The following is a 24,546-nucleotide window of genomic DNA, read 5'->3' as shown; positions in this document are numbered from 1 at the left end:
TTCTAGCGCTCGCAAAGCGACGGGAAGGAACCACGATCATGAAACGCTCCGCCATCAACGACATCATCCGCGACGCCGACGCCTTCATCCGCTCGTTCGGCTACATCATGCCGCCCTTCGCCTACTGGTCGCCGGAAGAGATGAAGGCGCGCCGGCAGGATTCGTCGGCAATCTTCTCGTCGCGGCTTGGCTGGGACATCACCGACTACGGCCAGGAGAAATTCGACGAGCTCGGCCTGTTCCTGTTCACCGTTCGCAACGGCCGCTACGAGGACATGAAGAAGGGCATGGGCATGCTTTATGCCGAAAAAATCATGATCTCGCGCAAGGATCAGCTGTCGCCGATGCACCGCCACAACATCAAGGCCGAGGACATCATCAACCGTGGCGGCGGCAAACTGGTGCTGGAGCTGTTCATGCATGATCGCGATGGCGGCATCGATCCGAAGGCCGAAGTATCGGTGCCTGTCGACGGAACCATCCACAGACTACCTGCGGGTGGGCTCCTGAAGCTCGACCCAGGCCAGAGCGTCACTTTGCTGCCGGGTGTCTGGCATGCCTTCTGGGCCGAGGGCAAGGACGTGCTGATCGGCGAGGTCTCGACCGTCAACGACGATCTCACCGACAACGTCTTCCGCGAGCCGATCGGCCGCTTCGCGGACATCGACGAGGACACGGCACCGCTGCATCTGCTGGTGTCCGATTATGAGAAGTGGGTGGGATAGGGGAGGGTGGCATTTGAACCGGGGCTCATGAGAGGGGCTCATCAGGTTCGTCGGCGCCGCCCCTCATTGCCCTGCCGGGCATTTCTCCCCGTATAGTGACGGGGAGAAAGACGCTATCGCAGATGGTTTCGCAAACTGGCAGCGTTGCGGAATAGTGGTCGACATTGCGTCTATCTCCCTTCTCCCCGTCACTATACGGGGAGAAGGTGCCGGCAGGCGGATGAGGGGCAGCACCGATGCTTCTCGCTAGCTGCACCTGTTCGGCAACTGCTACCGCGCATGCTTGTCGGCCCTGCGGTTGCCGAGCAGCAGCTTGCGTTCGAGATGCGCCCGTAGCTCGCCGTAGTAAGCCGTCAGGAACGCGCGTGCGTCATGGGCTTGGGGTGCCGCGCCGATCTTGCGTCCGATCGTTTCGGCCACCGTCCGCAGGGCGAAATAGTCGTCGCGGCGCAGCACCTCTTCCAGCTTGTGGAGTTCGGCAATCCCGTAGGCATCGAGCTGGGCGTGGCTGAACCGGAAGGCGCCGGCCGCCGGATCCTGCCGTGCCGACAGGTCTTCAAGCAAGGCGCGCTTCGGCGCCTCTACCACCCAGGTCCCCGCCAACAGATCACCGATCCGCATGCGGTCGCGATTGAACAGCGGGAACAAGGCAAACAGCAGCGTCCACACCAGTCCGAACACCGTCGTCAACGTGTCGGCGAGGTCGGTCCCGCTGCGTCCAACGATGATCGACAGCGGCAGGAACACCTCGATCTCGCGCATCAGGTTGCGGGCGATGACCTGGTCGATCGACAGGCCGTCTCCGCTGCGCGACGCGACCCGGATGCCGACGATCCGCTTGCCGGGCGTAGCCGCGCGCCGGCCCGCTTCGAAGACGATGAAGTAGGCGTTGCGCAGAAAGAAGATCAGGATGATCCAGACGACGAAGAGCGGCTGAAATCCCTCGCTGCCAAGGCCTCCCACCCCGAATAGCGCGACGATCGTGATCACGATTGCAGCCACGGCGATGAACACGATGTCGAGCAGGAAGGCGGAGGCCCGCGTGCCGGCGTCGGCCAACTTTATCCGGAGATCGACGCCTTCGGGCGTGATCAGCGGCCGTACAGCCGCGAAGGCGGCGCGTTTAACGATCGCCATGCCGCACCGCCCGGAACAGGTAGAAATAACCGATCCACAGCACCAGCATGCCCCCGCCAATGCCGTAGCGCGTGACGTCGCTGGTGATGGTCTGCCTGCCAATGCCCTCGAGCAGCCCGGCAAACAGCAGCATGACCGAGACCCCGACCATGGCGTTCGCAGCGATGCGTCCGGCGCGAGCCGCTGCCGCCATGCGTGTCAATTCGCCGGGAAAGGCGATGCTGGTGCCGATGCGCATGCCCGCCGCGCCGGCCAAAGAGATTGCGAACAATTCGGTTGTGCCGTGGATGGCCAGCCAGCCGCCGAGCTCCATGCCAAGCCCCTTGGACCAATAGACTTGGAACAACGCCCCGATCATGCAGCCGTTGAACAGCATCAGCAGCACCGTCGGCACCGCGAAGGCGAAGCCAAGGGCGAAGGCCAGGATTGCGACCTGGACGTTGTGCGTGAACAGATAGGCGGCAAAGCCTGAGAGAAAGCCATTGTCGCCATCATAAAGCATGCCTCGCAGCAGCTCGGCCGAGGTGTCGGGGCCCCGGCCTCCTGCCAGGCCGGGCGGGATGATCGCGTCGAACCAGCTCTTGTCGGATGCCACCAGCCAGGCGCCTGCACCAATGCCGATCACCATCAGCGCGACCGACGCCAATGTCCCGCGCCACAGGTCGCGAATGGCTTCGGGCCAGTCATGCAGGAAGAAATCGGCGAGGCGCTGCCGCAGCCCTCGGCGCGCGCCGTAGAGATAGAAATAACCGCGCAGCGACAGCGCTTCGAGATAGCCGACCAGCGCATTATCGAGCGATGTCGCGCGCGCCACCGACAGGGAAGACAGCGCCGATCGATAGAGCAGCGGCAGTGACAGCAACTCCTCTTCGGAAAGCGTCCGCGGCGCACGCTTCTCGACACGCGCCAGCAGCGCCTCGAATGCCTTCCAGTCGGCCTCGCGCTCGCGGCGGAAGCTGGCCAGCGACTGGCGTACCGCGTCGCCGCGTGCAGCATTGTCGGCGACTGGCGCCGTCACAGCAAGTCCTCCTGCTTGAACTGCAGATAGCGCTCGACCAGCGCCGGACCCAGCCGGTTGTGGTCGGCTTCGATCACATGCGCCCCGAGCAGGCGCAGCCGGCCGATGACGACCTGCCTTTCGCGCAAGAGCCCTCCGGCAACGACCGCGCGGGCAACATCCTCGCCGGAGCGTGGCGGCAGGTCGGCCAGGCCCTCCAGTTCGGTGTCCTTCATCATCATGAACAGCACGAGATGCCGTTCGGTGAGCCGGCCCACGGTGCGCAGCATCAATTCCGCACTGATCGGATCGACGAAATCGGTGAAGATGATGACCAGCGAGCGGCGGTCGAGCCGCGCCGCCAGCGTCGTCAATGCCAGCGTGAAATTGGTCTCCTCGCTGGAATAATCGATCTCGGCGGCCCGTTTCTGGATCATCGCAAAGCTGGCGGGGCCGCGCACCGCGCCGCTCGAAACGCGCGGCCTTGCATCGAAGCCGAACAAGCTGACCATGTCACCGCCCTTCAGCGCGATGAATGCCGACAGCAGGGCGGCCGTCACCGCCCGGTCCACCTTCGGCACCCCGTCGACCGGTTCGCACATCAGGCGTCCGCTGTCGATGGCCAGCACGATGTTGTTGTTCTCCTCGATGCGGAACTCGCGCGCCAACAGCTTGCCGTGGCGGGCGCTGCGCTTCCAGTCGATCATCCGCCGGCCCATGCCCGGCTGGTAGTCCTTGAGCGCGTCGAACTCGCGGCCTTGACCGGCGCGGCGCTGCGCATGGCCTTCGGCAAGCGCCGCATGTTGCAGCAGCGTGATCGCCTCGCCGCGAGCGCTGCTGACGTCGGGAAGCACCGCAACCTTGCTTTCCACCGGCAGCACGACCTGGTTCCAGACCAGCCCGAACGGCCCGCGCCAGCGCACCCAGAGACGGTCGAAGCTGGCGACGCCGCGCCGCAGCGCCTGGAAGCGGAGGTTGAGCGAGCCGCCTCCGGCGGTCGGCAGCAAGGCGCCGCCGCTGCCGTCCACCGGCGCCAGACGCGCATCGTGGCCGACGCGGGCCTCCGCGGCGCGCGGGCCCGAGTGACGGGCGGCGACGTGCACGCTGAACTCGCCGCCGACACCGACCTGGTGCGGCGCATCGATGCTGGCATTCAGCGATGCCCGTCCGCGTCCGGCTGCTGCATCCACCGCCAGGAAGGCAAGCAGCAGACAGCTCCACAGCAATCCCAGATACCAGAACGACGGCAATGCTAACGCGACCAGGAAGGCCGGCACCGCGCCGGCCGCAGCTGCCCATACCGCTCGGCCGCTGGGATAGATCAACGTGGTGCTTCCGTCTGGTCGACCAGGTCGGAGACGATCTGCTCGACCAGCCGGCCATCGATCTGTGCGGCAGGCGAAAGGATGACGCGATGACGCAGCGCCGGCACCGCCAGCGCCTTGACGTCGTCGGGGATCACATAGGCGCGTCCGTCCAGCGCCGCCCGCGCACGCGCCGCCCGCGCCAGCATGGCGCCGGCGCGCGGACTGGCCCCGACCTCCAGATCGGCATTTTCGCGCGTAGCCCGAACCAGCGCCGCTATGTAGCCGACGACATCGTCGACAAGGGTGACGGAGCCGACGACTTCAAGGGCCTCCTGCAGCGTCTCGCGGTCCGTCTGCGCTTCGATGCCATATTGCGCGATGTCGTGCGAGGCGGAGCCGCCGCCGTGATGGACGATGATGGCTCGTTCTTCCTCGGGGCCGGGATAGCTGACGCGGTGCTTGAACAGGAAGCGGTCGAGCTGCGCCTCCGGCAGCGGATAGACGCCCTGGTGCTCGATCGGATTCTGGGTCGCGACGACCATGAAATTGCGGCCGAGCGAATGCGTGGTGCCGTCGAAGGTGACCGCATGCTCCTGCATCGCCTCGAGCAGTGCGGCCTGCGTCTTGGGCGGCGTGCGGTTGATTTCGTCGGCAAGCAGGAGATCGCAGAAGATCGGGCCGCGCGTCAGCGTGAACTGCCCGGTCTGGAAGTTGTAGATGTTCGACCCGACGATATCGCCGGGCATCAGGTCCGGCGTGAACTGGATCCGCCCGTAGGCGATCCCAAGCGCCTGGGCGAAGCAGCGCGCGGTCATGGTCTTGGCCGTGCCCGGAGGACCTTCCAGCAGGATATGCCCGCCCGCAAACAAGGCGGTCAGCATCAGGTCGACCGTATCGTGCTGCCCGGTGATCGCCTTGGCCACTTCTTCCCTGATCCGTGTCGCCAGGGCCTTCACATCATCGACGTTCACCGAGCCTCCTTGCCGTCCAGTCATGCAGCCGTTCTGCTGCCTGTTGCATCTGTGTCAGATTCTTCGCCTCGCCGGCCGCTTGCGAGCGCGTCGTGAAGCCGCCGGCTTGCTCCTTATCGCGAGAGTCGAGCCAGTGGTCGAGCGCTTTGCCTTGCAACCCTTGCGGTGCCCCGAGCAGCGCGCCGGCGCGTACCCGCATCAAGGCCGCATAGCGGCCTCCCAGTTCGTCCAGCCGGCCGGCACGCCGCATGAGCATCGCCGTCGTATCGACCAGCGCACGCTTGCCGAAGGCAATCGCGCGCTGGTCGATACGCGGCGGGCCGAACCGGCCAAGGCCATGCAGGAACGCCAGCGCCGCAGCGATCAGGATCGTCAGTGTCAGCGCCAGGAACGGCGGCTCGACCAGAAGCTTGGCGAGGTCATATTTCCGCGCCCCGCCGTGCAGTGTCAGATCGAACATGACCAGACCCTTGCCAGGCCGCAGCCATTGGATCAGGTCGCGCGCCGCGGCCGCCTTGTCGGCATCTCCAAGCGCGGAATTGTTGATTAGGTCGGGGTCGGTCAGGATAAAAAAGGGTTTGTCTTGGAATTCGACGAGGACGGCCTTGCCGCTGCCTGCCGCAATGATCGGGTGATCGTCGGCAACCCATTGCATGTCTTGCGGCGCGGCGACGAGATGGCCCCGGATCTCGAGTTGCTCGACGGTGCTCCTGCCGACACCGAGCTTGGCCTTGGCGATCCGGCCGAGCCAATTGTTGACTACGGTGTCGGGCAAACGCTCGATTTTCATCTTCCATCCCTCATGCTGCTGGAGGGGCAAGGTCTGCCATTTGGGCAGCACGAAGAGAGTCTCGCGGTCATCGCGAAGCTCTAGAATGCGGTCGAGCGCCTCCGGATCGCTGTCGGGCGAGATGGTGACGATCAGCAGTATATCTCTGGCAAGGTCGTCTTCGGTCCGCGCCATCAAGGGCGCTTCGCCGGTGAGCCGCAGCCATTCCGCCAGGCCGGCGTAGCCGACGCCGCTTTTCGACAGCGGCGTGGCGCCGCCATTGCCGGGTTGCCGGAAATCGGGAGCATAGGTGGACAGCAGGAAGAAACCGGCTGCCGCAAGGAGGCTGGCGAAAATCCCCCAAAACAGTGTCTTTCGATTGAACGGCTCCTGTGCCTCGACCGCCGGTGCGCTCACGTCCAGGCATCCCGGAAGGCGAAACGTTCATAGGCGCCGCGCGCCTGCCGCCAGCCTTCCGCGCCGACCGGCCGGCGCGCGAACAGCGCCGCCTCGACGATGCGCGCGATCTCGGTAAACGCATGGCGCGCCCTTCCCGGCAGGGAAGGGGCATTGGCGATGTCGCGCGCGGTGAGCGACGGGCGCAGGAAGTCCGGCAGCCGGCCGGCAATATCGGCGACGCTGCGCCGAAGCAAAAGGTGAACCGCCTCGTCATAGTCGCCGCGTGCGGCCAGCGCATCCGCTTGCGACAACAGGATCTGCGCGGCGCCGGCGTCTGGGCGCCAGGTTTCTTCGTCTTCGACTTCGGGCCGCGCGCGCTGCCATGGCAGCCGCCAGGCGATGCCTTTCACCTCGAGGAAGACCAAAAGCAGGATGATTGCGACGCCCGATATCACCGCCCCCCAGAACAGATAGATCATGTAGGGACTGAGCCACGACAAAAAATCCTGCAGCGGCTTCAGCCACTCGGGCGGCTTTGGCGGCACATAGGCCGGCAGGTCGAACTGGATCGACTCATCGGCGATCAGCTGCTTGTGCAGATTGGTCAGCCGTTCGGCTTCCGCTGTGCCTGGCTGTGCCACCGCCACCCGCTCCCCTGCAACCTGTGGTTCCCCAGCCGACACTGGCAATGCGGCAAGACAATTGCAAGTGGACTAGACGTCGACCTCCAATGTTGGCACATTTAATGCGGGGATCACCAGCCGATATGCGGTGATTAAGCGGGGGACGCATCATGGTTTCAACGACATTGGAACGGTCGGACAAGTTTCGCATCGGCAGGGTTTTCAGCAACAGTTTTGCGGTTATCGGCCGCAATCCGGGTCTGTTGGTCGGACTAGCGGCTCTTTTTTCCGCCCTTCCGGCACTGGTGCTTAACCTTTGGAATTACAGCAATTTTGCCAACATCAATATTGCTAGTCCCGAAACTATGGCTGTTGCCGATCCCTCGGCGATTCTACGCAACTCGTTAATATCGGTGGCTTTTGGCTTGATATATCTTGTGCTGGCTTTGTTGTTTCAATCATCACTGGTGAGGGCGACGATAGAAGACTTGAACGGCAAGCGCCCGGCAATCGGTGACTGCATCCAAATAGCTTTACGCTGCATATTCCCGACGCTTGGGATCGGGCTGGTGGTCTTTTTCGTCATGGTCCTCGGGGTTGTTGCGATTGCCGTCGCAGGGCTGATTATCCCGATCTTCGGGACGATCGTCGCGTTCGTGATGCTGCTTGTTCCCGGCATCATGTGGTTGCTTGGTATATCGGTTTCCGTACCCGTGCTGATCCAGGAGCGCCTTGGCGTGTTTGGCTCGATGTCGCGGAGCCGCGCCCTGACGAAGGGCAGCCGCTGGTCACTATTCGGCCTTTTGCTGATTCTGTTCTTGGTGGCGATTGCCTTCCAAATGGCATTCGCTTTGGTGTTTGGATTGGCTTTCGCCCTTACCGGCAGCCTCTCGACCGTTGGCCTGATTGTGGGCGCGATTGGAAGCGCCGTTGTGTCAACGGTCGTGTCGACGGTAATATCGGTTGCCATCGCCGTTAGCTATGTCGAGCTGAGACAAGTCAAGGAAGGCACCAGCGTCGAAGACTTGGCGGAAATCTTCTCGTAGCGGCAAGGGATTTGCTGCCTTCATCGCGTCAGGATCGGTCTGGACTGGATAGGTAATATCGTGGCGTCAATAACGCTGGAACAGCCCGACAAATTTCGCATCGGCAGGGTTTTCAACGACAGCTTTGCCGTCATCGGACGCAATCCCGTTCTTTGCCTAGGGCTTGCCTTGATTTTCTCCGCCCTGCCGAGATTCGTATTTGCGCTCTGGTTCAGGAATACCGTTACGAATGTCGAGCATGGCGGCCCGGAATTCTCGGTTCAACGGGTCGCGCTCACGGTGGTTGGCGCGATCGGCTATATTGTCCTCATGTCCTTGCTGGAGGTGGCTTTGACGCGCGCTGCCATCGAGGATTTGAGCGGCAAGCGGCCGTCGATGCGTGATTGCATCGGGACGGCCGTGGCACTCCTGCTGCCGGCAATCGGCATTTCGCTGATTGTCAACATTGGCTTCACAGTCGGCCTCGTGCTGCTCGTCGTTCCGGGATTTTTGTTGTTGGTTCTCTGGGTTGTAGCGATACCGGTTCTGATTCAGGAAAAACTGGGGGTATTCGCGAGTTTGGGCCGCAGCCGCGATCTTTCCAAGGGCAGCCGTTGGTCTCTGCTCAGTCTCTGGTTCCCCCTGTTCGTAGCTTTGGTCGCAACAAATTTCACGTTGGGCCGCGTCCTATCCCACTTAGGCATTCCGCTCGTGTTCTTCCTGGACGCTCTGGCGCGCGCGGTCGAGCAAGTCGTGTTTTCCACTGCCATCGCCGTCAGCTATGTCGAGCTGCGCCAGGTCAAGGAAGGCACGAGCGTCGAAGACTTGGCGGAAATCTTCTCCTGAGGACGGGTGGAGGCTTTTCATCGACGGCTCGGCTCTCGCGTTGCGCTCGAGCCGCCGAGCTTGTTCACAAACCCTGTGTCTGCACCGGCAACGCCGCCGCCAGCCGCTTCGCCCATTCCTCGATGCCGGAGCGGCTCGCCAGCAGGTCCTGCCTGATCTCGATGAGGACGGCCTGAATGCCGCGATCGTCGCCATGGACCGGTATGGCGTAGTCGCCGTCGCGGCTGATCACGTAGGGCTCGTTTGCCGCGGCGTTGAGCGCACCGTCGGCGCGCAGGCCGGCAAGCACTGCCTGGCCGAAATCGACTGCCCGGTCGTAAAGCACGCCGGCGTGCCAGGGCCGCGCAATGCCGAGGAAGACCGGCGTGAAGGAGTGGACCGTCGCGATCCGCGTCGGTCTGCCCTGCTTCGCCCGGTCGTCGAGATGGGCGGCCACGCGGTCATGAAACGGCGCGAACATGATTTCGGCACGCCGGCTTCGCTCCTCCGGATCGAGGCCGACATTGCCGGGGATGCCGGTGTCCTCCGATAGCACCGGAATGCTGCCGCTGGAACCAAGCGGCCGGTTGAGATCGATCAAAAGCCGCGAATAGGAGCTGAGGAAAGCCGGAGCATCGAGCAGCTTCGACAGAAGGCGGGTCACTGCGGCGGCGCCGATGTCCCAGGCGATATGGCGCTGCAAATGGCGGCTGTCGAGACCGAGCCGCGCATACTCGGCCGGAATATGATTGGACGCATGCTCGCATATCAGAACGATATCGGAACGCCCCGTTTCGTTGATTGCTTCGACCGCTGGAAGCCAACCTTCCGGTAGGATGGCGTTGGCAGCCATCAATACAGCGTCCGGTAGAGATCGCAGACAGCCACTGGGTCGAGACCGGCGAGGCGCTCGGTCTCATGCCGCTTGAGGCCGACAAAGGTCTCGACGAACACCGGCGCGAACCATCCGGTGACGGTCTTGTCGGCGACGAGCGCGTTGAGTGCCATCGGCAGCGTTTCCGGCAGCCGCACGAGGCCAAGCTTCTTGCGCTCGGCAACGCTCATCAGCGTCGGGTCGCCCGAGACAAGCGGCGGCGCCGGCAGCTTGGCCTTCAGCCCTTCCAGCCCGGCGCGCACGATCGCCGCCAGCGACAAATAGGGATTGCCGGTGACGTCGGCTGCCCGGTATTCGATGTTGTACTGCCGCGCCGGATCGCGCCCGCCGATCGTCACCGTCGGGCAGATGCGCAGGCTCGCCTCGCGGTCGCGATCGGCAAGCCAGGTGTAGGACGAGCTCCAGCTATGCGGCTTCAGCCGGTAGTAGGACGACACACTCGCCGCCGTCATGGCGGTGATTGCGGGCAGATGGCGCAGCACGCCGGCGCAGAACGAAGCGGCCTGGCTGGAAAGGCCGCCCGGCTGTGCCGGATCGCAGGTCGCCGGCTTGCCGGCCTCGTCGACGAAACTGAAATGGATGTGGACGCCGTTGCCGACGGCATCCGGCGCGATCTTGGGTGCGAAGCTCGCCCGCGAGCCGGCGCATCGCGCGACTTCGCGCGTGATCTCGCGGATGGCGACGGCGCGATCGGCCGCGGCAAGCGCATCGGCCGGCTCGCACGTCACCTCGAACTGGTCGGTGCCGAACTCGGCGATTACCACTTCGGGCGCGACGCCGGCCTCCGCCAGCGCCGCCATAAGATTGGCGGCAAACGGATCGGCGCGGCGCAGTGCGGCCAACGACATCGAATGAGCCGGTGCGAAGTCGCCCTCGATATGGAATTCATGCTCGAAGGCGGCGATGACGGAAAGCCCGGTTGCCGCCTTCAACTCCGCCAGCGCATCCTTGAGCATGGTCCGCGTACAGCCGACCCACGGGCTGCCGTCGAGTTCGACGATGTTGCCGGCGACCATGTCGAAAGGCGTCGCCGATCCGGTCAGCGCCGTGCGGAACCGCGCGTTGAGATCGGGAACGAGCCGCACATCGCCTGACGAGCCCCACGGATTGGGATCGACGATCGAGTTGAACGGCGTCAGCGACAGGTTGGCCTGCAGCCAGCCGACGCCGGTCGCCGCGATCTTCTGCAGCTTGCTTTCGACGACCGAGCGGCCGCGCGTGATCGCCGACAGATCGGTGGTGACGACGGCAACCAGCGGTTCGACGGTCGATGTCATGCAGCTTGTCCCAAGGCTTCGAAACGGCCTGTAACGGTGGCGGTATCAGTGACCCAGCAATAGCCACCGAAGGCTTTTAGCGCGCCGTCATGACGCTCCTGCGAGGCGGCGGCGCAAGCGTCGGATACGCAGGTGACGAGATAGCCGCGATCGGCGGCATCGCGCACCGCCATGTCGACGCACTGGTCGGTCATGATGCCGGCGACGATGAGGTAACGCACGCCGAGGTTTTTCAAGACATAGTCGATGTTGGTCGAGTTGAAGACGCCCGACGATGTCTTCGGCAGCATGATCTCGTCGCCGACCGGCGCCAGCGACGGCACCGGCAGGCCCTCCGGCCGGCTCGGCGCGATGTGGATCGGCGTCAGCTTGTGGTCGAGCGAGCGGTCGCGGCCGTCTTCGGTCAGGCTTTGGATGATTGTATGGATCACCTCGACGCCGTTGGCCCGCGCCGCCGCCAGCAGGCGCTCCTGGTTGGGGATCGTTTGCGACGCCGTCTGCCGGTAGAAATAGTGTTCGGGGCCGCGCTCCGGATGCGCCGGATCGGCCCCGGGCTCAAGCCAGACGCGCTGCATGTCGACCAGCAGCAGCGCGGTTTCGCCAGCCCGGAACGGCTCGTTTCGTTTCGGCAATGCTGGCGTCATGCTTGGTGGTCCTGCTTCGCTGATCAAGTCTGGCTGATTTAGCTGATTTTGGTCCAGGCGTCCTGCGTGGCGGACGCACTTATTGGGATATTCGAAGTCTCTAATTTAAGATAAGCTTTGTTTTCGGGCGTGGAGACGGGGGTCTCTGTCATGATCGATTCAGACGTGTTCGACTTTGTCGAACGCTGCAGGAAACACACAGCTACCGGGCCGCTTCTGGGCGACCTTCTTGAAACCGTGAGGAATCTCGGATTCGAGCACCTGATCCTGAGCGGCGTGCCGCTCGGTGGCCAGAAGCTTGCACCCATGGTTGAGCTGAATGGCTGGCCGGCCGGCTGGTTCGAGCGCTATGTCGAGGCCGAGCATGCCTCGGCTGATGGTGTTTGCATCTACTCGGCAAAGACTTTGAAGCCGTTCCTGTGGTCCGAAGTCCCCGCAAAGTGGTCGGATACGGAGGGCTCACGACGCGTCGCTGGCGAGGCGACGGAGTTCGGCATCTGTAGCGGCTTCGCCGTGCCGATGCTTAGCGTGCATCACTGGCAATCCGTGCTGTCGTTTGCCTCTTCCGCGAAGGCCTGCACCCTGTCGCCGCGCCATCAGGTGCAATTGGTGACAATGGCGGTCTACGCGGGCATGTCGATCCAGGCCTTGGCGAATGACGATGACGACCACGAGGGCGTGCTGACCGACCGCGAAAAAGAAGTGCTCTTGTGGGCCGCGGCCGGCAAGACCTCATCCGAAACCTCGCAGATTCTCGGCCTGACCGAGCGTACGGTCAAATGGCACTCAACGCGCGCTCGCGAGGCTTTTGGCGTCGCAACGACCACGCAAGCGGTCGTCGAGGCGGTGCGCCGGCGTCTGATCCACCCCTAAACGCGTCAACTGTCCCATCGGACAGGTGACGTATATTAGCGCGACTGCGAGTATCCCGTTGAGAACGATCGGGGGATCGCGCCATGATAACGGCCCACGTAGTCAACGCGCATAACAAGCATCTCTACGAAAACGAATTCGACGAGTTTCTGCGCCGGCGGCACGACTTCTTCGTGCACCAGAAACATTGGCGCCCTCCGAGCCCGGACGGTCGCGAGCTGGACCAATTCGATACCGAAGCGGCGACTTACCTGCTTGGTATCGAAGATGGTCGCGTGGTGACATCGGCTCGATTGATCCCAACGAGCGAGCCGCACATGGTCTCGGAGGTCTTTTCTCACATGTGCGAAAAATCGGGCGTCCCGAGGCGTCCCGACTGGGCCGAATGGACGCGCACATTCGTCGTTCCCGACAAACGAACTGCCGGACTGAGGGGCACGCTGACGCAGCTGTGCTGCGCGGTGATGGAATACGCTCTCGACGAGGGCCTCAGCGCCGTCGGCGGAATCCAGGAAACCTACTTCATGCCCCACCATGGCGCGCTGAAGTGGCGCGCCGAGCCGATGGGCATGGCCAGGGAAGAAAACGGCGAATGGTATATCGTCGCGTATATCGAGGTGAATGAGGCGGCGCTCGCGAGCGTTCGGAAGATCTTGGGGTTCGAGCAGAGTCTGCTGGTTCGGCGGGGGGCCCAATTACCATTCATCCGGTGGCCCGACAGGGCGTACGAGATCGCCTGATCAGTCCCGGTGTCAGACCACGAGCAGAATCGAGACAGGTCCAAAGCTGCGAAAGACGGCCGCACGGCATCTCAAAAGAACATCGAAGGCAGAAAATCAAAACTTCAACGACGCAGAAGTTCGCATTTGGGAGGACAAGATGAGCATGACCGAAGTGATCACAAAGAAGGGCTCGAAGCCTGTCGTCGGGAGCGATCTGGAGGCGAAGGTATATCAATCAGCCTGTGACAAGTTGCTTGGCTCAGTAGCGTACCCGTTCACTGTAGTCGAGCGGCGACAGGATTTTCCTGGGTGTTCGAGCATGGCCATCGCAGAGGTGGGCGAGTTCTACGAGTACAGCAAAGCCGAATTAGGTGAGATGTTCGAAAGCTCAATCAGAGGTGACAAAAAGGATTCTGAACTTAACGATAAAATCTATTCATTCGCTGGTTCTATCATCGAGCAAGCAAAGAAAGTACTAGATGCGGCAGACCGAGCCGGCAGAGAATACGTTGGCCCTGATAAGAAGGAATTGCAGGCGGTCGTGGATGGAGGCATAGAAAATCTTATCCATACGCTCGGAGACTGGGGAGCTTACGCTTGGTGTCCGTACTTGCGTGTTCGGCTAGACAACAAGCCTAATCTTAGACTTGCCTCCCCCAGGATCGATTTGACGGGGGTTGTTGTCAACGTGAAGGCAACTGGCGAGTTGTGGGTGAAATATCCATGGTGGAATTGCTACAAATTTTGTTTTAACTGGAAGAAAGTGATTAAGTGCGACCGTGTAGCCAGTGTAACGGTGTCAGTTGGATTGAAGGCTCAAGCGCATGCCGATCTCGCGGCATCGGGAACCCGCATCCTCGCTCATGGTGTTTTCGACAAACTCCGGCTCAACTACAAGATTTTAGACAAGATTCCCCTTGAAGGGATTGCCAATGAGGTTTTAGCGAAGAAACTGCTGGCGGTTTATGACGCGTCTCAGCTCGTCGAGACCGTGCCGCTATTGCATTCTCGCTTTGCGATCGCGTCGATTGCACTCCCAGCCTCGGCCGATGGGATTGGCATCGGGGCAACTATCAAGCAGATTTGAGCCTACAACGCTTCGCATAAGGAGGAGTTATCATGCGTACAGTGGAAGCGGCTGTGGCGATTCTTATTTGTTGTCTCGGGTCGATGCGTCTTTTGCCGCCGATATGCCAATAGAGAGACATTATACCCAACAGAAGTCGTCGCCATCGCATTGGCGCGGTGTTGGTCAGCGTGTAACGCAATATTGTCTACATGTGAAATACAAGTACACTTATTAATATTATTACAGCGAGAACTATTATGAGACCTGGACGAATGAGGGGCGATGTCCTGGCGGAGGTCCACCGGTTGTCCAAGATCTCATGCTTTCTTGGCGAAACGATGGGGAGCCCGAACGGCACCAAAGTTATCGAAACACGTATATATGCGCCAACACCGACAAATACTATGGAGGCGGGAAATCAACAAAATGTGCCGCGGCTCGAGCTAACGATCACGGTGCTGTTACCGCGGCGACCACAAACGGCACGCAATGTGTTCCATAATAACGAAACGCTCGCGGCCAACTGTCAAGCAGATTTGAGTCTTTACCGCTTTGCATAGAAGGAATCAGTTAGTTGCGCAAACTGGGGGAGGAGTGGTTGGAATGAGGGGCGCCACGGTTCTTTGCTCAGTAGTATTGAGCTTGTTACAAGGCTGCGCATCGACGCAGTTTCAGAGCGACCCAAAGGCCACGCCAGTTGTGCCTCTTCACGAAGTTGTCGGTTCGATAAAGTGTGGACTTGCGAAGGCGATATATCGAGACAAGAGTGGTCGAACGGGCCTCTTGTCTGGTGTTGCCAAGGTTACTCTGAAGGTTAACGTCGTTGAGGGAAAAACTATAGGGGGAGGTGCCAGCGTAGGCATTCCTGTAGCCACTGCTGGAAGCCTTACGCCCGGCTTTACGGCATCGAATGACAGAACCCTTACAAACAATAGCGAAATTCACTTCAACGTCGATATGAGCGCCGCGAACCTCGATGTCTGCAACACTCCATACGCCGTTGGCCATGATGCAGGATTCTCTGGTTGGATAGGGCAAGTAGTTGCGAGCCTGGATGCCGCTGTAGCAGGCGCACCGAAAGTCTCGATGCAGAGCTACGAATATGATAGCGATTTCGTGGTCGTTCAAAAGGCTGGACTCAAACTTGGGTTCGACATCGTTCCTGTAAAGGGTAACGCGTCTTATGATTCTTCGCGGTCCGACATCCAACACCTGAACGTCAAGATTGACGCGGTTCATATTATCGGGGGAAAGGTCATTAGGACTGGAGGGACTCCTTTTGGCGTCATTCCGAGCAAGCCGGAAAAACGCTCGCAAACACCCGAACAAACTCCCGATGTTCCGAACCAAGGATGCGTCGCCCTTAGGGGCGGTAAAACGGGTCCCGGGGGCAAAATATTCCAGCTTCCGTCGGAATGCCTCTGAGCCAGCTTGTCGGCACTTTTTGATGGTATCATATGAGATCGCTAAGGTGTGATTATGCGCCAAAACGGTGAGAGGCCCGTAAAGTTAAGTTATCCGCAGGGCATCCGGTTTGGCTGGGCCCGGCGATTACGGTGACAGTGCACTATTTTCTTTTCGCCGCCTGCCCTGGTTTTCCGGATTTCACGGCTTTGCCGATTCCCGGGATGCGGCAGACCGGGAACGCCGGCAAGGTGCACCATGCGGCGGGAGCCACATGGTAAAAAGTGCACTCACCGTAATTCTGATCTATACTCCGGACCAGCCCGAACGCCTACGGCAAGGCGAAGGGCGGATGAAGCGCTTGATAAAGTTCTCTTTTTAGTCATGGGGCGATGTTAAGATGTTAGCCTCCGACCTGACGAAATTTATCGAGCAGGATCATCTGGCTCTGGATGCCTTCGTAAAGGGCGATCCTGAGCCCCTGAAAAACCTCTACTCGCGACAGGACGACGTCATTATTGCCAATCCCTTTGGCCCGCCGGCGAAGGGATGGAGAAAGGCCGCTGAGACTATGGAACGGGCCGCCACCAATTACCGGCACGGCAAGGCCATCGGCTTTGAGCGCATCTCGGAGTATGCGACAGCCGACTTGGGATACATCATCGAGGTCGAGCGGTTCCAATCCAAGGTCGGTGGTGGCAACAAACTGGTGCCGATTGCGCTTCGAGTCACCACCATATTCCGGCGCGAGGAAGGCGCGTGGAGGATCGTCCTTCGTCATGCCGATTCGATAACCTCGGCACGCCCGCCGACGTCCATTGTCGGGGAGTAGAAGGGTTGCCGGAGAGGTTTTAGGAATTACGGTGACTGTGCACTAATTTCCTTTCGCCGCCTGCCTCGTTTTCCGGGTTTCGCGGCTTTGCCGATTTGCACGGCGATGCTCTCGGCCCACGGGTGCATCGAAAACCGCGACGTCGGCGACGCGACAATACTGGAGAGGGCGACACGGGAAAAGTGCACTGTCACCGTAATTCGACCACCGTAATTCGACGGAAGTTATTCCTGGAGGAGCGGGTTCGGTAGCTAAGTAATTGAAATTGCTTGGCTGGGGAACCTGGATTCGAACCAGGACTAACGGAGTCAGAGTCCGTGGGTCTACCGTTAACCTATTCCCCAGCAGGCGCGGCCGTTGAAAACCACACGGGCAGGGCGACGATGTCGCCGCGCGTGCCTTGTAGCCGCCGCCGGAAAATAGTCAACCCTGCCGTAGGCATTTCAATCGGCGCGGTTGCTTCAGATTTGCCCTGTCGTCACTCCTGCCGGCGTTTGCGCTGCTCCTCACCCTCTTCCCGCGGAGGACGGGGAGAGGGGGTCGCCAGCATTGCGTCCGAGCCCCTTCTCCCCGTTCTTCACGGGGACAAGGTCCCGGCAGGGGGTTGAGGGGCGGCGCCGACATTGAGGATTGATCTTCTCACGGTCGTCATCAGGCCTGACGCGATTGCCCAAGCTTCAACTCTCGCTGCGGCTGTATTGCGAGTGCTCGAAGAACAGCACCACGCCGAGCGCGATCAGCAGCGGGATGATCAGGTAGAACAGCCGGAACACCAGCAGCGCCGCCAGCACGCCGACCTGGTCCATGTGTGACAAGCCGGCGAGGAACACCACCTCGAACACGCCGAGCCCGCCCGGCGCATGCGAGATCTGCGCGATCGAGAACGACACCAGGAAAACGCCGAGCACGACGAAATAGCCGGGATTGCCTGATACGGGCAGGGCGAAGAAGATGATCGCCGCCGCCGCCAGCAGCTCGATCGGGCCGACCAGCAATTGCCGCGCGACGATCGGCAGCGCCGGATAGTGAAGCTGAAAGCTGCCGATCCTGAGTGGTCTCAGATGCAGCCAACTGCCGAATATGTAGGCCGCCACCACGAGCAGCATGGCGAACCCTCCCGCCTGCGCCAGCCGGTGATGCGGCGTGCCGGAAAACCGGTCGATCACCTCGGGCTCGAGCAGCAGGACGATGCTTGAGACGAACAGCGTCGACAGCACGAAGGTGATCCAGCAGATCGCCACCAGAATGCCGACATCCTGCCCGGTCAGGCCCCTGGTGCCGTAGGCGCGGTAGCGGATCACCGCACCGGAAAACACCGAGCCGCCGATATTGTGCGACAGCGCGTAGGTGGTGAATGAGCAGAAGGTGACGAACAGCCACGATACTTTTTTGCCGATGTGCAGCAGCGCGATGTGGTCGTAGCCGGCGAGCGAGGCATAGGCGACGACCGAGCTCAGCGCCGCCAGCACCCAGCCGCGCGCCGGGATGGCGATTATGCCGGCCCAGACATCGTCGAGCGAGATGCCGCGCAATTCGTGCAGCAGCAGCCACAGCGAGAACACCACCGCGGCGATGCCGATGACGGGCCAGAAATAGCGCCTCCAGTTCATGGCATGACGATCATGCGTTGCAGCCCGTACCGTTTTCCGGTTCGCAGCAGGCAAACCGCCCGCGTTGCCGAATGATTTACCCTCCATTTCAGAAATGCCTCATTGAAGCCGGCTATTCAACCGGGAAGGCGCGTTGTGGCGCTCGCGCCTTCCCTTCTCCCAAGGGGACAAGGGCTCACCGACGTCGCCGCCTTCACGCCGCCGGCAAAATTCGCCGCGAGCGCTCTTGGTGATCCGGCCGTGCGCTGATAGTCTGGCGGCAACTTGAACATGTAAAAGCGCCTGCTGCGTCCGGTCTCCGGTTCGCGCGGCGCCGGAAGGAACGACAGTGGAAGACCACGACGCCGGCGCTGGCGCGCCGGAAGTGGGCGTGTCCAGGGGTTCGCCGACGCCGTCCGGCCAGGCAAGCCCATCCACCGGACGCTACGGCCGTCAGGTGCAACCCTGGTCCGGCAATGGACAGGCTGGCGACACGTCCCACGACCACAAGGGCCAGAACGGCTCGCATCAGAACGGCAAACCCAAGAAGCGGCGCAAGCGGCGGCGCGGGCGCAAGGTTTTCGCACGCGACGAGGCTCGTCCGGTGATAACAGGCACTTCGGTGCCCGTCGCCGGCGGGGCCTCGGCCGCTCGCCCGTCCCAGCCAGCGGCTTCGATCGCGCCGCAGTCCTCGATCGCGCAATCGCCTTCGATCGCGCAATTGCCTCCATCCTCGCCAAGGCCGGAGCAAGGTGCCCGCACACCGCCGCCGCTGCAGGAATTGCCGGTGTTTGCCGCGCTCGATCTCGGCACCAACAATTGCCGCCTGCTGGTCGCGGTGCCGACGCGCCATGGCCAGTTCCGCGTCATCGATGCCTTCTCGCGCATCGTCAGGCTGGGCGAGGGCCTTACCGCCAATGGCCGGCTCGGCGACGCCGCAATGGACCGCGCGGTCGAGGCGCTGAAGATCTGCGGTGACAAATTGCGCAACCGCAAGGTCAGGAAGGCCAGGCTGATCGCCACCGAGGCCTGCCGCACCGCCGCCAACGGCGTCGAGTTCCTCGAGCGCGTCGAGCGCGAGGCCGGCCTGCAGCTCGAGATCATCGACCGCCAGACCGAGGCGCGGCTGGCGGTGTCGGGCTGCGGCTCGCTGGTCGAGCGCGACACGCAAGGCGTCGTGCTGTTCGACATCGGCGGCGGCTCGTCCGAAATCGCGCTGATCGACCTCACCGGTCAGCGCTCGCCAAGGCTTGCCAACCACATCGTCTCGTGGACGTCGCTGCCGGTCGGCGTCGTCTCGCTGGCCGAGCGTTTTGGCGGCCGCACGGTGACACGCGAGATCTTTGGCGCCATGGTCGAGGATGTCGCAATGCGGCTGCGCGCCTTCGACGGGCGCGACCGGCTGAGCCACCTCCTGGCCAGCCCGAAATTCCATTTGCTCGGCACCTCGGGCACCGTGACGACGCTTGCCGGCGTCCATCTCGATCTCGAACGCTATGACCGCCGCCGCGTCGACGGGCTGTGGATGGATCGCGACAGCGTCGACCGCATGGTCGAAAAACTGGTCGGCTGGGATTTCCAGCAACGCGTCGCCAACCCTTGCATCGGCGCCGACCGCGCCGACCTGGTTCTGGCCGGCTGCGCCATATTGGAGGCGATCCGCGCCGTCTGGCCGTCGGAGCGGCTGCGTGTCGCCGACCGCGGCCTGCGCGAGGGCATATTGAGCGAATTGATGGCCGATGATGGCGTCTGGCGGCGAGGCCGGCAATGACCAAGAAACCGGAAAGACCGAGCTCCGCCGGCATTCGCGTGCTGAAGACGAAGATCAAGAAGAAAAGCGGCCTGAAGGAATCGTCGCGCCGCTGGCTGCAGCGCCACATCAACGATCCCTATGTCCAGCGCTCGAAGGCCGACGGCTATCGCTCGCGCGCCGCCTATAAGCTGATCGAGATCGACGACAAGCACCATCTGCTCAAGCCAGGCATGAAGGTGATAGACCTTGGCGCGGCACCCGGCGGCTGGTGCCAGGTCGCCGCCGTGCGTACCAAGTCGACCGCGGAACACCCTAACGTCGTCGGCATCGATTACCTCGAGATGGACGCCGTGCCGGGCGCCCCGGTGCTGCTGATGGATTTCCTCGATCCGCAGGCACCCGAAAAGCTGGCCGAGACGCTGGGCGGCCAGCCCGACATCGTGCTCTCCGATATGGCCGCACCGACCACCGGCCACAAACGGACCGACCACATCCGCACCATGCATCTGTGCGAGGTGGCGGCCGATTTCGCGCTGTCGGTACTGAAGCCGGGCGGGCATTTCCTCGCCAAGACGTTTCAGGGCGGCGCCGAGAACGAATTGCTGGCCAGGCTGAAACGGAATTTCCGCTCGGTCCATCACGTCAAGCCACCGGCCTCACGCGATGAGTCGGTGGAGCTTTATTTGCTGGCGAAGGATTTTAAGGGGTAGCGCCCTTTCCTTCTCCCCTTGTGGGAGAAGGTGGCCTCGCGAAGCGAGGTCGGATGAGGGGTGTTCCAGCTTGGCAACACGCTTGCAGTTATCATCGCCTCATTTCTTCCAACACCCCTCAACCGTCTCGGCGCTGCGCGCCGATCCACCTTCTCCCACAAGGGGAGAAGGGAAGGGGTCCTCAACTCCCCGGCGGGCTCACCGGCTCCAGTGTCTTCGGCGGCGTCAACCGGCCATGTCCAGACACGGCATTGCCGGCGTCCGGCGCCAGTCGCATGAACGACAGCGAGGCTGCCGCCGACACCGCCGCTACGATGAAGAAGGCGGTGTGGAAGTCGCTCAGCGTCAGCGGGCCGCCATGGATCTTGGTCGACACTTCCAGGATGCCGCCGGCCAGCGCCACACCGAGCGCGATCGCCAACTGCTGGAACACCGCCGTGATCGGCGTCGCCTTGCTGGTGTCGGCGGCCGAAATCTCGGCGTAGGCAAGCGCATTGATGCCGGTGAAGAACATCGAGCGGATGAAGCCCCCGGCGAGCAGCATGGCGAGGATCAGCCCGTAGGGCGTGTCGGGTGTGAACAGGCCGTTGATGGCGATGGACGCGGCAGCGATGAGCGAGCCTGAAATCAGCACCCGGCGGAAGCCGGCGACCCTGAAGATCAGCGCGGTGACGAATTTCATGCCTATGGCGCCGATCGCCGAGACGAAGGTGATCATGCCGGACTGGAACGGCGTCAGCCCGAAACCGATCTGGAACATCAGCGGCAACAGGAAAGGTACGGCACCAATGCCGATGCGGAACAGTCCGCCGCCGAGCACCGACGAGCGGAACACCCGATTGCGAAACAGCTCGAGCGCCAGCAACGGGTTCTTGGCGCGGCGCGCGTGCAGCAGGTAAAGCACCGCCGATGCCAGCCCGACGGCAACGGTGATAAAGCCGGCCACGGGCGGCAGAGCCGGCAGGCTGACCACTGACAGGCCGAACACGATGCCCGATGCCGTCAGCCCGCTCAGCACGAAACCGATGAGATCGAGCGGCGGCGTCTGCGCGGCGTCGGTCTTCGGCAGGAAACGCGTGGCCAGCCAGATGCCGATCAGCCCGATCGGCACATTGATCAGAAAAATCCAGTGCCAGGAAAAATAGGTCGTGATGAAGCCGCCGACCGGCGGGCCGACCAGGGGGCCGACCAGAGCCGGGACAGTCAGCCACGACATGGCGGCGACGAGCTCGCTTTTCGGCGTCGCGCGTACCAGCACCAGCCGGCCGACCGGCGTCATCATGGCGCCGCCAATACCTTGCAGGAAACGTGACACCACGAAAGCCGGCAGCGAATTGGAAATGGCGCACGCGACCGAACCGACGATGAACACGGCGATCGCGGCACGGAAGACATTCTTGGCGCCGAAGCGGTCGGCCATCCAGCCGCTGATCGGAATGAAGATCGCCAGCGATACCAGATAGGCGGTCAGCGCCAGCTTGAGCGCGATCGGGCTGGTGTGGATGTCGATGGCGATCGCCGGCAACGATGTCGCAATGACGGTCGAATCCATGTTTTCCATGAATAGAGCGACCGCCAGGATAAGCGGAATGGTGCGGTTCACGATGGATCCGGCCTTGAAATGTGCGTCGCGATTGCTTGCCGGCCCTGGGGGCCAAACCGACAGGTAGGGCGGTTATCATGGCTTGGCCCGGATGTCGCATTAATTTGCTGTCACGTTTGTGCGACCGCAAGTCTCGCAGCCCCTGGGGCAAAATGCAGCTTCGCCACTACACAACCATCGGCTTTTCAACGGCCACGGGACGTGTTACGAGCCAGCGCCAATCCTGAAAGGGAAGAAGACGAGTCGGCGCTGTCCATCCAGGGCGAGCGCCTTTCCTGCATTCCGAGGGCTGGCCATGGCAAAAATCATCGAGACGTCCACCGGCGCATTGGCGCTGACCTTTGACGACGTGCTGCTGCAGCCGGGCCATTCCGAGGTCATGCCCGGCGAGACCGACATCCGCACCCGCATCGCCGGCGACATCGACCTCAACGTGCCGATCCTGTCGGCCGCCATGGACACGGTTACCGAGGCGCGGCTCGCCATCGCCATGGCCCAGGCCGGCGGCATCGGTGTCATCCACCGCAATTTCTCGCCGGCCGAACAGGCCGAGCAGGTGCGGCAGGTGAAGAAATTCGAGTCCGGCATGGTGGTCAACCCTGTCACCATCGGTCCCGAGGCGACGCTTGCCGATGCGCTGGGTCTGATGCGCACCTACAGCATTTCGGGCATTCCGGTGGTCGAGAACGGCGGCACCGGCGGCCACACGGTCGGCCGGCTCGTCGGCATCCTGACCAACCGCGACGTCCGCTTCGCCTCCGATCCGGCGCAAAAGGTCTATGAGCTGATGACCCGCGAGAACCTGATCACGGTCAAGGAGAACGTCGATCAGGACGAGGCCAAGCGGCTGCTCCATCAGCACCGCATCGAGAAGCTTGTTGTGGTCGATCGGGACGGCAATTGCGTCGGGCTGATCACGGTCAAGGACATCGAGAAGTCGCAGCTCAACCCGCACGCCACCAAAGATGCGCAGGGGCGCTTGCGCGCCGCCGCCGCCACCAGCGTCGGCGATGACGGTTTCGAACGCGCCGAGCGCCTCATCGACGCCGGCGTCGACCTTCTCGTGATCGACACCGCGCACGGTCATTCGCAGCGCGTTCTGGATGCGGTGACGCGGGCCAAGAAACTGTCCAACTCGGTTCGCATCCTGGCCGGTAACGTCGCCACCGCGGAAGGCACCTTGGCGCTGATCGATGCCGGCGCCGACGCGGTCAAGGTCGGCATCGGACCAGGCTCCATCTGCACCACCCGCATCGTCGCCGGCGTCGGCGTGCCGCAGCTCTCGGCGATCATGTCGGCGGTCGAGACGGCGCAGAAATCCGGCGTTTCGGTCATTGCCGATGGCGGCATCAAATATTCGGGCGATCTCGCCAAGGCACTGGCCGCCGGCGCAAGTGCTGCGATGATCGGCTCGCTGCTGGCCGGCACGGACGAGAGCCCGGGCGAGGTCTATCTGCACCAGGGCCGCTCCTTCAAAGCCTATCGCGGCATGGGCTCGGTCGGCGCGATGGCGCGCGGCTCCGCCGATCGTTATTTCCAGGCCGAGGTGCGCGACACGCTGAAACTGGTCCCGGAAGGCATCGAAGGGCAGGTGCCGTACAAAGGACCTGTGTCTGGCGTGCTGCACCAGCTTGCAGGCGGCCTGAAAGCCGCTATGGGTTATGTCGGTGGCCGCGACCTTGCCGATTTCCGCGAGCGCGCCACTTTTGTGCGGATATCCAATGCCGGACTTCGTGAAAGCCACGCCCATGACGTCACGATTACCCGCGAAAGCCCGAATTATCCTGGCGGAGCCTGACCGTCATGCGTCTTGGCGCAATCTGGCGGCAATGATCCTGCGGCTGTCGCGCCACGCGGCCGCACTCTGTGTCGCCACCGTGGCGGTTTTCATCATCATGACGGCAATGGAGTTCCTCTATTTTCGCCAATTGAGCGGCGGTCTGCCGTCGCTCGACATGCGCTATGCCGGTTTCACCCCGGATGAGGGCATGGCCTGGCTGACGGCACTCGGCCGGCGCGGCAGCGAAATTATTCTCGTCTGGCATTACCTGACCTTCGACCTGCTGTTTCCGGCGCTGCTGTCGCTGACGATGGTCAGCCTGATCCTGGCCACGGGCCGGCGGCTGAAGAATTTCCGTGCACTGCCTGCGCAAACCCAGTCGATATTCGCGGTTGTGCTGGTGCTGCCCTACCTGCTTACCGACTATGCCCAGAATATCGCTGTGGCTCGTCTTTTGTCCGATTTTCTGTCGGCCAATCCGGATTCGCTGTCCTTCGCCTCGGCGCTGATCGTCACCAAATTCGCCCTACTGGCGATACCAGTGACCGTCACTGCGGCTTTCACTCTGATGGCTCAGAAACGGTCTTGAAGGCTGGGTGACAGAGACAGGGGGCATC

At 62.3% G+C, this 24,546-nt stretch carries 23 protein-coding genes and 1 tRNA gene; 12 read left to right on the top strand and 12 right to left on the bottom strand.

The window, feature by feature from the left end:
- The first annotated feature begins 38 nt into the window (after positions 1-38).
- Complete coding sequence (locus NKI41_RS06825; protein ID WP_023674428.1) at positions 39-725, top strand: D-lyxose/D-mannose family sugar isomerase; 687 nt, start codon at positions 39-41, stop codon at positions 723-725.
- Positions 726-995: 270 nt separating this feature from the next.
- Here the strand turns inward: NKI41_RS06825 and NKI41_RS06820 are convergent, their stop codons facing one another.
- The 6 genes from NKI41_RS06820 to NKI41_RS06795 form a co-directional block, all read right to left on the bottom strand.
- The gene (locus tag NKI41_RS06820) at positions 996-1,784 is read right to left on the bottom strand and encodes an RDD family protein (RefSeq protein ID WP_352457151.1); all 789 of its coding nucleotides are present in this window, start codon (positions 1,782-1,784) and stop codon (positions 996-998) included.
- Between the two features lie 64 nt (positions 1,785-1,848).
- A complete protein-coding gene (locus NKI41_RS06815) occupies positions 1,849-2,880 on the bottom strand; it encodes a stage II sporulation protein M (protein ID WP_352682108.1) in 1,032 nt (343 codons plus the stop codon).
- Positions 2,877-4,184 (bottom strand): DUF58 domain-containing protein, encoded by a 1,308-nt coding sequence (locus NKI41_RS06810; protein ID WP_352501473.1) that lies wholly within the window; start codon positions 4,182-4,184, stop codon positions 2,877-2,879. The genes NKI41_RS06815 and NKI41_RS06810 overlap by 4 nt, the downstream gene beginning before the upstream one ends.
- A complete protein-coding gene (locus NKI41_RS06805; RefSeq protein ID WP_352449246.1) occupies positions 4,181-5,137 on the bottom strand; it encodes an AAA family ATPase in 957 nt (318 codons plus the stop codon). Before NKI41_RS06805 ends, NKI41_RS06810 begins: the two co-directional genes overlap by 4 nt.
- Complete coding sequence (locus NKI41_RS06800) at positions 5,124-6,323, bottom strand: DUF4350 domain-containing protein (RefSeq protein WP_352682106.1); 1,200 nt, start codon at positions 6,321-6,323, stop codon at positions 5,124-5,126. Before NKI41_RS06800 ends, NKI41_RS06805 begins: the two co-directional genes overlap by 14 nt.
- Positions 6,320-6,946 carry a DUF4129 domain-containing protein gene (locus tag NKI41_RS06795; protein ID WP_352682104.1) on the bottom strand — a complete coding sequence of 209 codons (627 nt, stop codon included), beginning with the start codon at positions 6,944-6,946 and terminating at the stop codon, positions 6,320-6,322. The genes NKI41_RS06800 and NKI41_RS06795 overlap by 4 nt, the downstream gene beginning before the upstream one ends.
- Before the next feature lie 152 nt (positions 6,947-7,098).
- On the opposite strand from NKI41_RS06795, the gene NKI41_RS06790 reads away from it, so the two are divergent.
- Both NKI41_RS06790 and NKI41_RS06785 read left to right on the top strand, forming a co-directional pair.
- On the top strand, positions 7,099-7,974 hold the full coding sequence (locus tag NKI41_RS06790; RefSeq protein ID WP_352492976.1) for a DUF7847 domain-containing protein: 876 nt from the start codon (positions 7,099-7,101) through the stop codon (positions 7,972-7,974).
- Positions 7,975-8,034: 60 nt separating this feature from the next.
- A complete protein-coding gene (locus tag NKI41_RS06785) occupies positions 8,035-8,799 on the top strand; it encodes a hypothetical protein (protein WP_352492975.1) in 765 nt (254 codons plus the stop codon).
- A 64-nt stretch (positions 8,800-8,863) separates the two neighbouring features.
- Here the strand turns inward: NKI41_RS06785 and NKI41_RS06780 are convergent, their stop codons facing one another.
- The 3 genes from NKI41_RS06780 to NKI41_RS06770 are packed head-to-tail and all read right to left on the bottom strand — an operon-like array spanning position 8,864 to position 11,594.
- The gene (locus tag NKI41_RS06780) at positions 8,864-9,631 is read right to left on the bottom strand and encodes an N-formylglutamate amidohydrolase (protein WP_352682102.1); all 768 of its coding nucleotides are present in this window, start codon (positions 9,629-9,631) and stop codon (positions 8,864-8,866) included.
- A complete protein-coding gene (locus NKI41_RS06775; protein ID WP_352682100.1) occupies positions 9,631-10,950 on the bottom strand; it encodes a type I glutamate--ammonia ligase in 1,320 nt (439 codons plus the stop codon). The genes NKI41_RS06780 and NKI41_RS06775 overlap by 1 nt, the downstream gene beginning before the upstream one ends.
- On the bottom strand, positions 10,947-11,594 hold the full coding sequence (locus tag NKI41_RS06770) for a cysteine hydrolase family protein (RefSeq protein ID WP_352682098.1): 648 nt from the start codon (positions 11,592-11,594) through the stop codon (positions 10,947-10,949). Before NKI41_RS06770 ends, NKI41_RS06775 begins: the two co-directional genes overlap by 4 nt.
- 150 nt (positions 11,595-11,744) lie before the next feature.
- Between NKI41_RS06770 and NKI41_RS06765 the strand changes: the two genes are divergently transcribed.
- The 5 genes from NKI41_RS06765 to NKI41_RS06745 all read left to right on the top strand — a co-directional run bounded on the left by NKI41_RS06765 (position 11,745) and on the right by NKI41_RS06745 (position 16,494).
- The gene (locus NKI41_RS06765) at positions 11,745-12,467 is read left to right on the top strand and encodes a LuxR family transcriptional regulator (protein WP_352682096.1); all 723 of its coding nucleotides are present in this window, start codon (positions 11,745-11,747) and stop codon (positions 12,465-12,467) included.
- A gap of 83 nt (positions 12,468-12,550) precedes the next feature.
- Entirely contained in the window at positions 12,551-13,207 is a 657-nt protein-coding gene (locus NKI41_RS06760; protein ID WP_352682094.1) for an acyl-homoserine-lactone synthase, read from the top strand.
- 139 nt (positions 13,208-13,346) lie between these two features.
- Positions 13,347-14,276: a hypothetical protein gene (locus NKI41_RS06755; RefSeq protein ID WP_352682092.1), complete on the top strand. Its 930-nt coding sequence runs from the start codon at positions 13,347-13,349 to the stop codon at positions 14,274-14,276.
- Positions 14,277-14,861: 585 nt separating this feature from the next.
- Entirely contained in the window at positions 14,862-15,683 is an 822-nt protein-coding gene (locus NKI41_RS06750; protein ID WP_352682090.1) for a hypothetical protein, read from the top strand.
- 379 nt (positions 15,684-16,062) lie between these two features.
- Positions 16,063-16,494: a YybH family protein gene (locus NKI41_RS06745; RefSeq protein ID WP_352682088.1), complete on the top strand. Its 432-nt coding sequence runs from the start codon at positions 16,063-16,065 to the stop codon at positions 16,492-16,494.
- A 270-nt stretch (positions 16,495-16,764) separates the two neighbouring features.
- Here NKI41_RS06745 and NKI41_RS06740 read toward each other — a convergent pair.
- Both NKI41_RS06740 and NKI41_RS06735 read right to left on the bottom strand, forming a co-directional pair.
- Positions 16,765-16,838 (bottom strand) — tRNA-Gln (locus tag NKI41_RS06740).
- Between the two features lie 333 nt (positions 16,839-17,171).
- On the bottom strand, positions 17,172-18,104 hold the full coding sequence (locus tag NKI41_RS06735) for a lysylphosphatidylglycerol synthase domain-containing protein (protein WP_352682086.1): 933 nt from the start codon (positions 18,102-18,104) through the stop codon (positions 17,172-17,174).
- Between the two features lie 328 nt (positions 18,105-18,432).
- Between NKI41_RS06735 and NKI41_RS06730 the strand changes: the two genes are divergently transcribed.
- Both NKI41_RS06730 and NKI41_RS06725 read left to right on the top strand, forming a co-directional pair.
- Positions 18,433-19,854 (top strand): Ppx/GppA phosphatase family protein, encoded by a 1,422-nt coding sequence (locus tag NKI41_RS06730; protein WP_352682084.1) that lies wholly within the window; start codon positions 18,433-18,435, stop codon positions 19,852-19,854.
- Positions 19,851-20,546: an RlmE family RNA methyltransferase gene (locus NKI41_RS06725; RefSeq protein WP_352682082.1), complete on the top strand. Its 696-nt coding sequence runs from the start codon at positions 19,851-19,853 to the stop codon at positions 20,544-20,546. Before NKI41_RS06730 ends, NKI41_RS06725 begins: the two co-directional genes overlap by 4 nt.
- 181 nt (positions 20,547-20,727) lie before the next feature.
- On the opposite strand, the gene NKI41_RS06720 is transcribed toward NKI41_RS06725, so the two are convergent.
- On the bottom strand, positions 20,728-22,149 hold the full coding sequence (locus tag NKI41_RS06720; protein WP_352682080.1) for an MFS transporter: 1,422 nt from the start codon (positions 22,147-22,149) through the stop codon (positions 20,728-20,730).
- A gap of 295 nt (positions 22,150-22,444) precedes the next feature.
- Here NKI41_RS06720 and guaB point away from each other — a divergent pair, with 295 nt between their 5' ends.
- Together guaB and NKI41_RS06710 are read left to right on the top strand one after the other, a co-directional pair.
- Positions 22,445-23,947 carry an IMP dehydrogenase gene (gene guaB, locus NKI41_RS06715; protein ID WP_352458563.1) on the top strand — a complete coding sequence of 501 codons (1,503 nt, stop codon included), beginning with the start codon at positions 22,445-22,447 and terminating at the stop codon, positions 23,945-23,947.
- Positions 23,948-23,978: 31 nt separating this feature from the next.
- On the top strand, positions 23,979-24,518 hold the full coding sequence (locus NKI41_RS06710) for a hypothetical protein (RefSeq protein ID WP_352542392.1): 540 nt from the start codon (positions 23,979-23,981) through the stop codon (positions 24,516-24,518).
- The last annotated feature ends 28 nt before the right edge of the window (positions 24,519-24,546 follow it).

The organism is Mesorhizobium sp. M0601, from assembly GCF_040320845.1.
Classification (GTDB): Bacteria; Pseudomonadota; Alphaproteobacteria; order Rhizobiales; family Rhizobiaceae; genus Mesorhizobium.
This window is presented reverse-complemented; position numbering and strand designations above follow the sequence as displayed.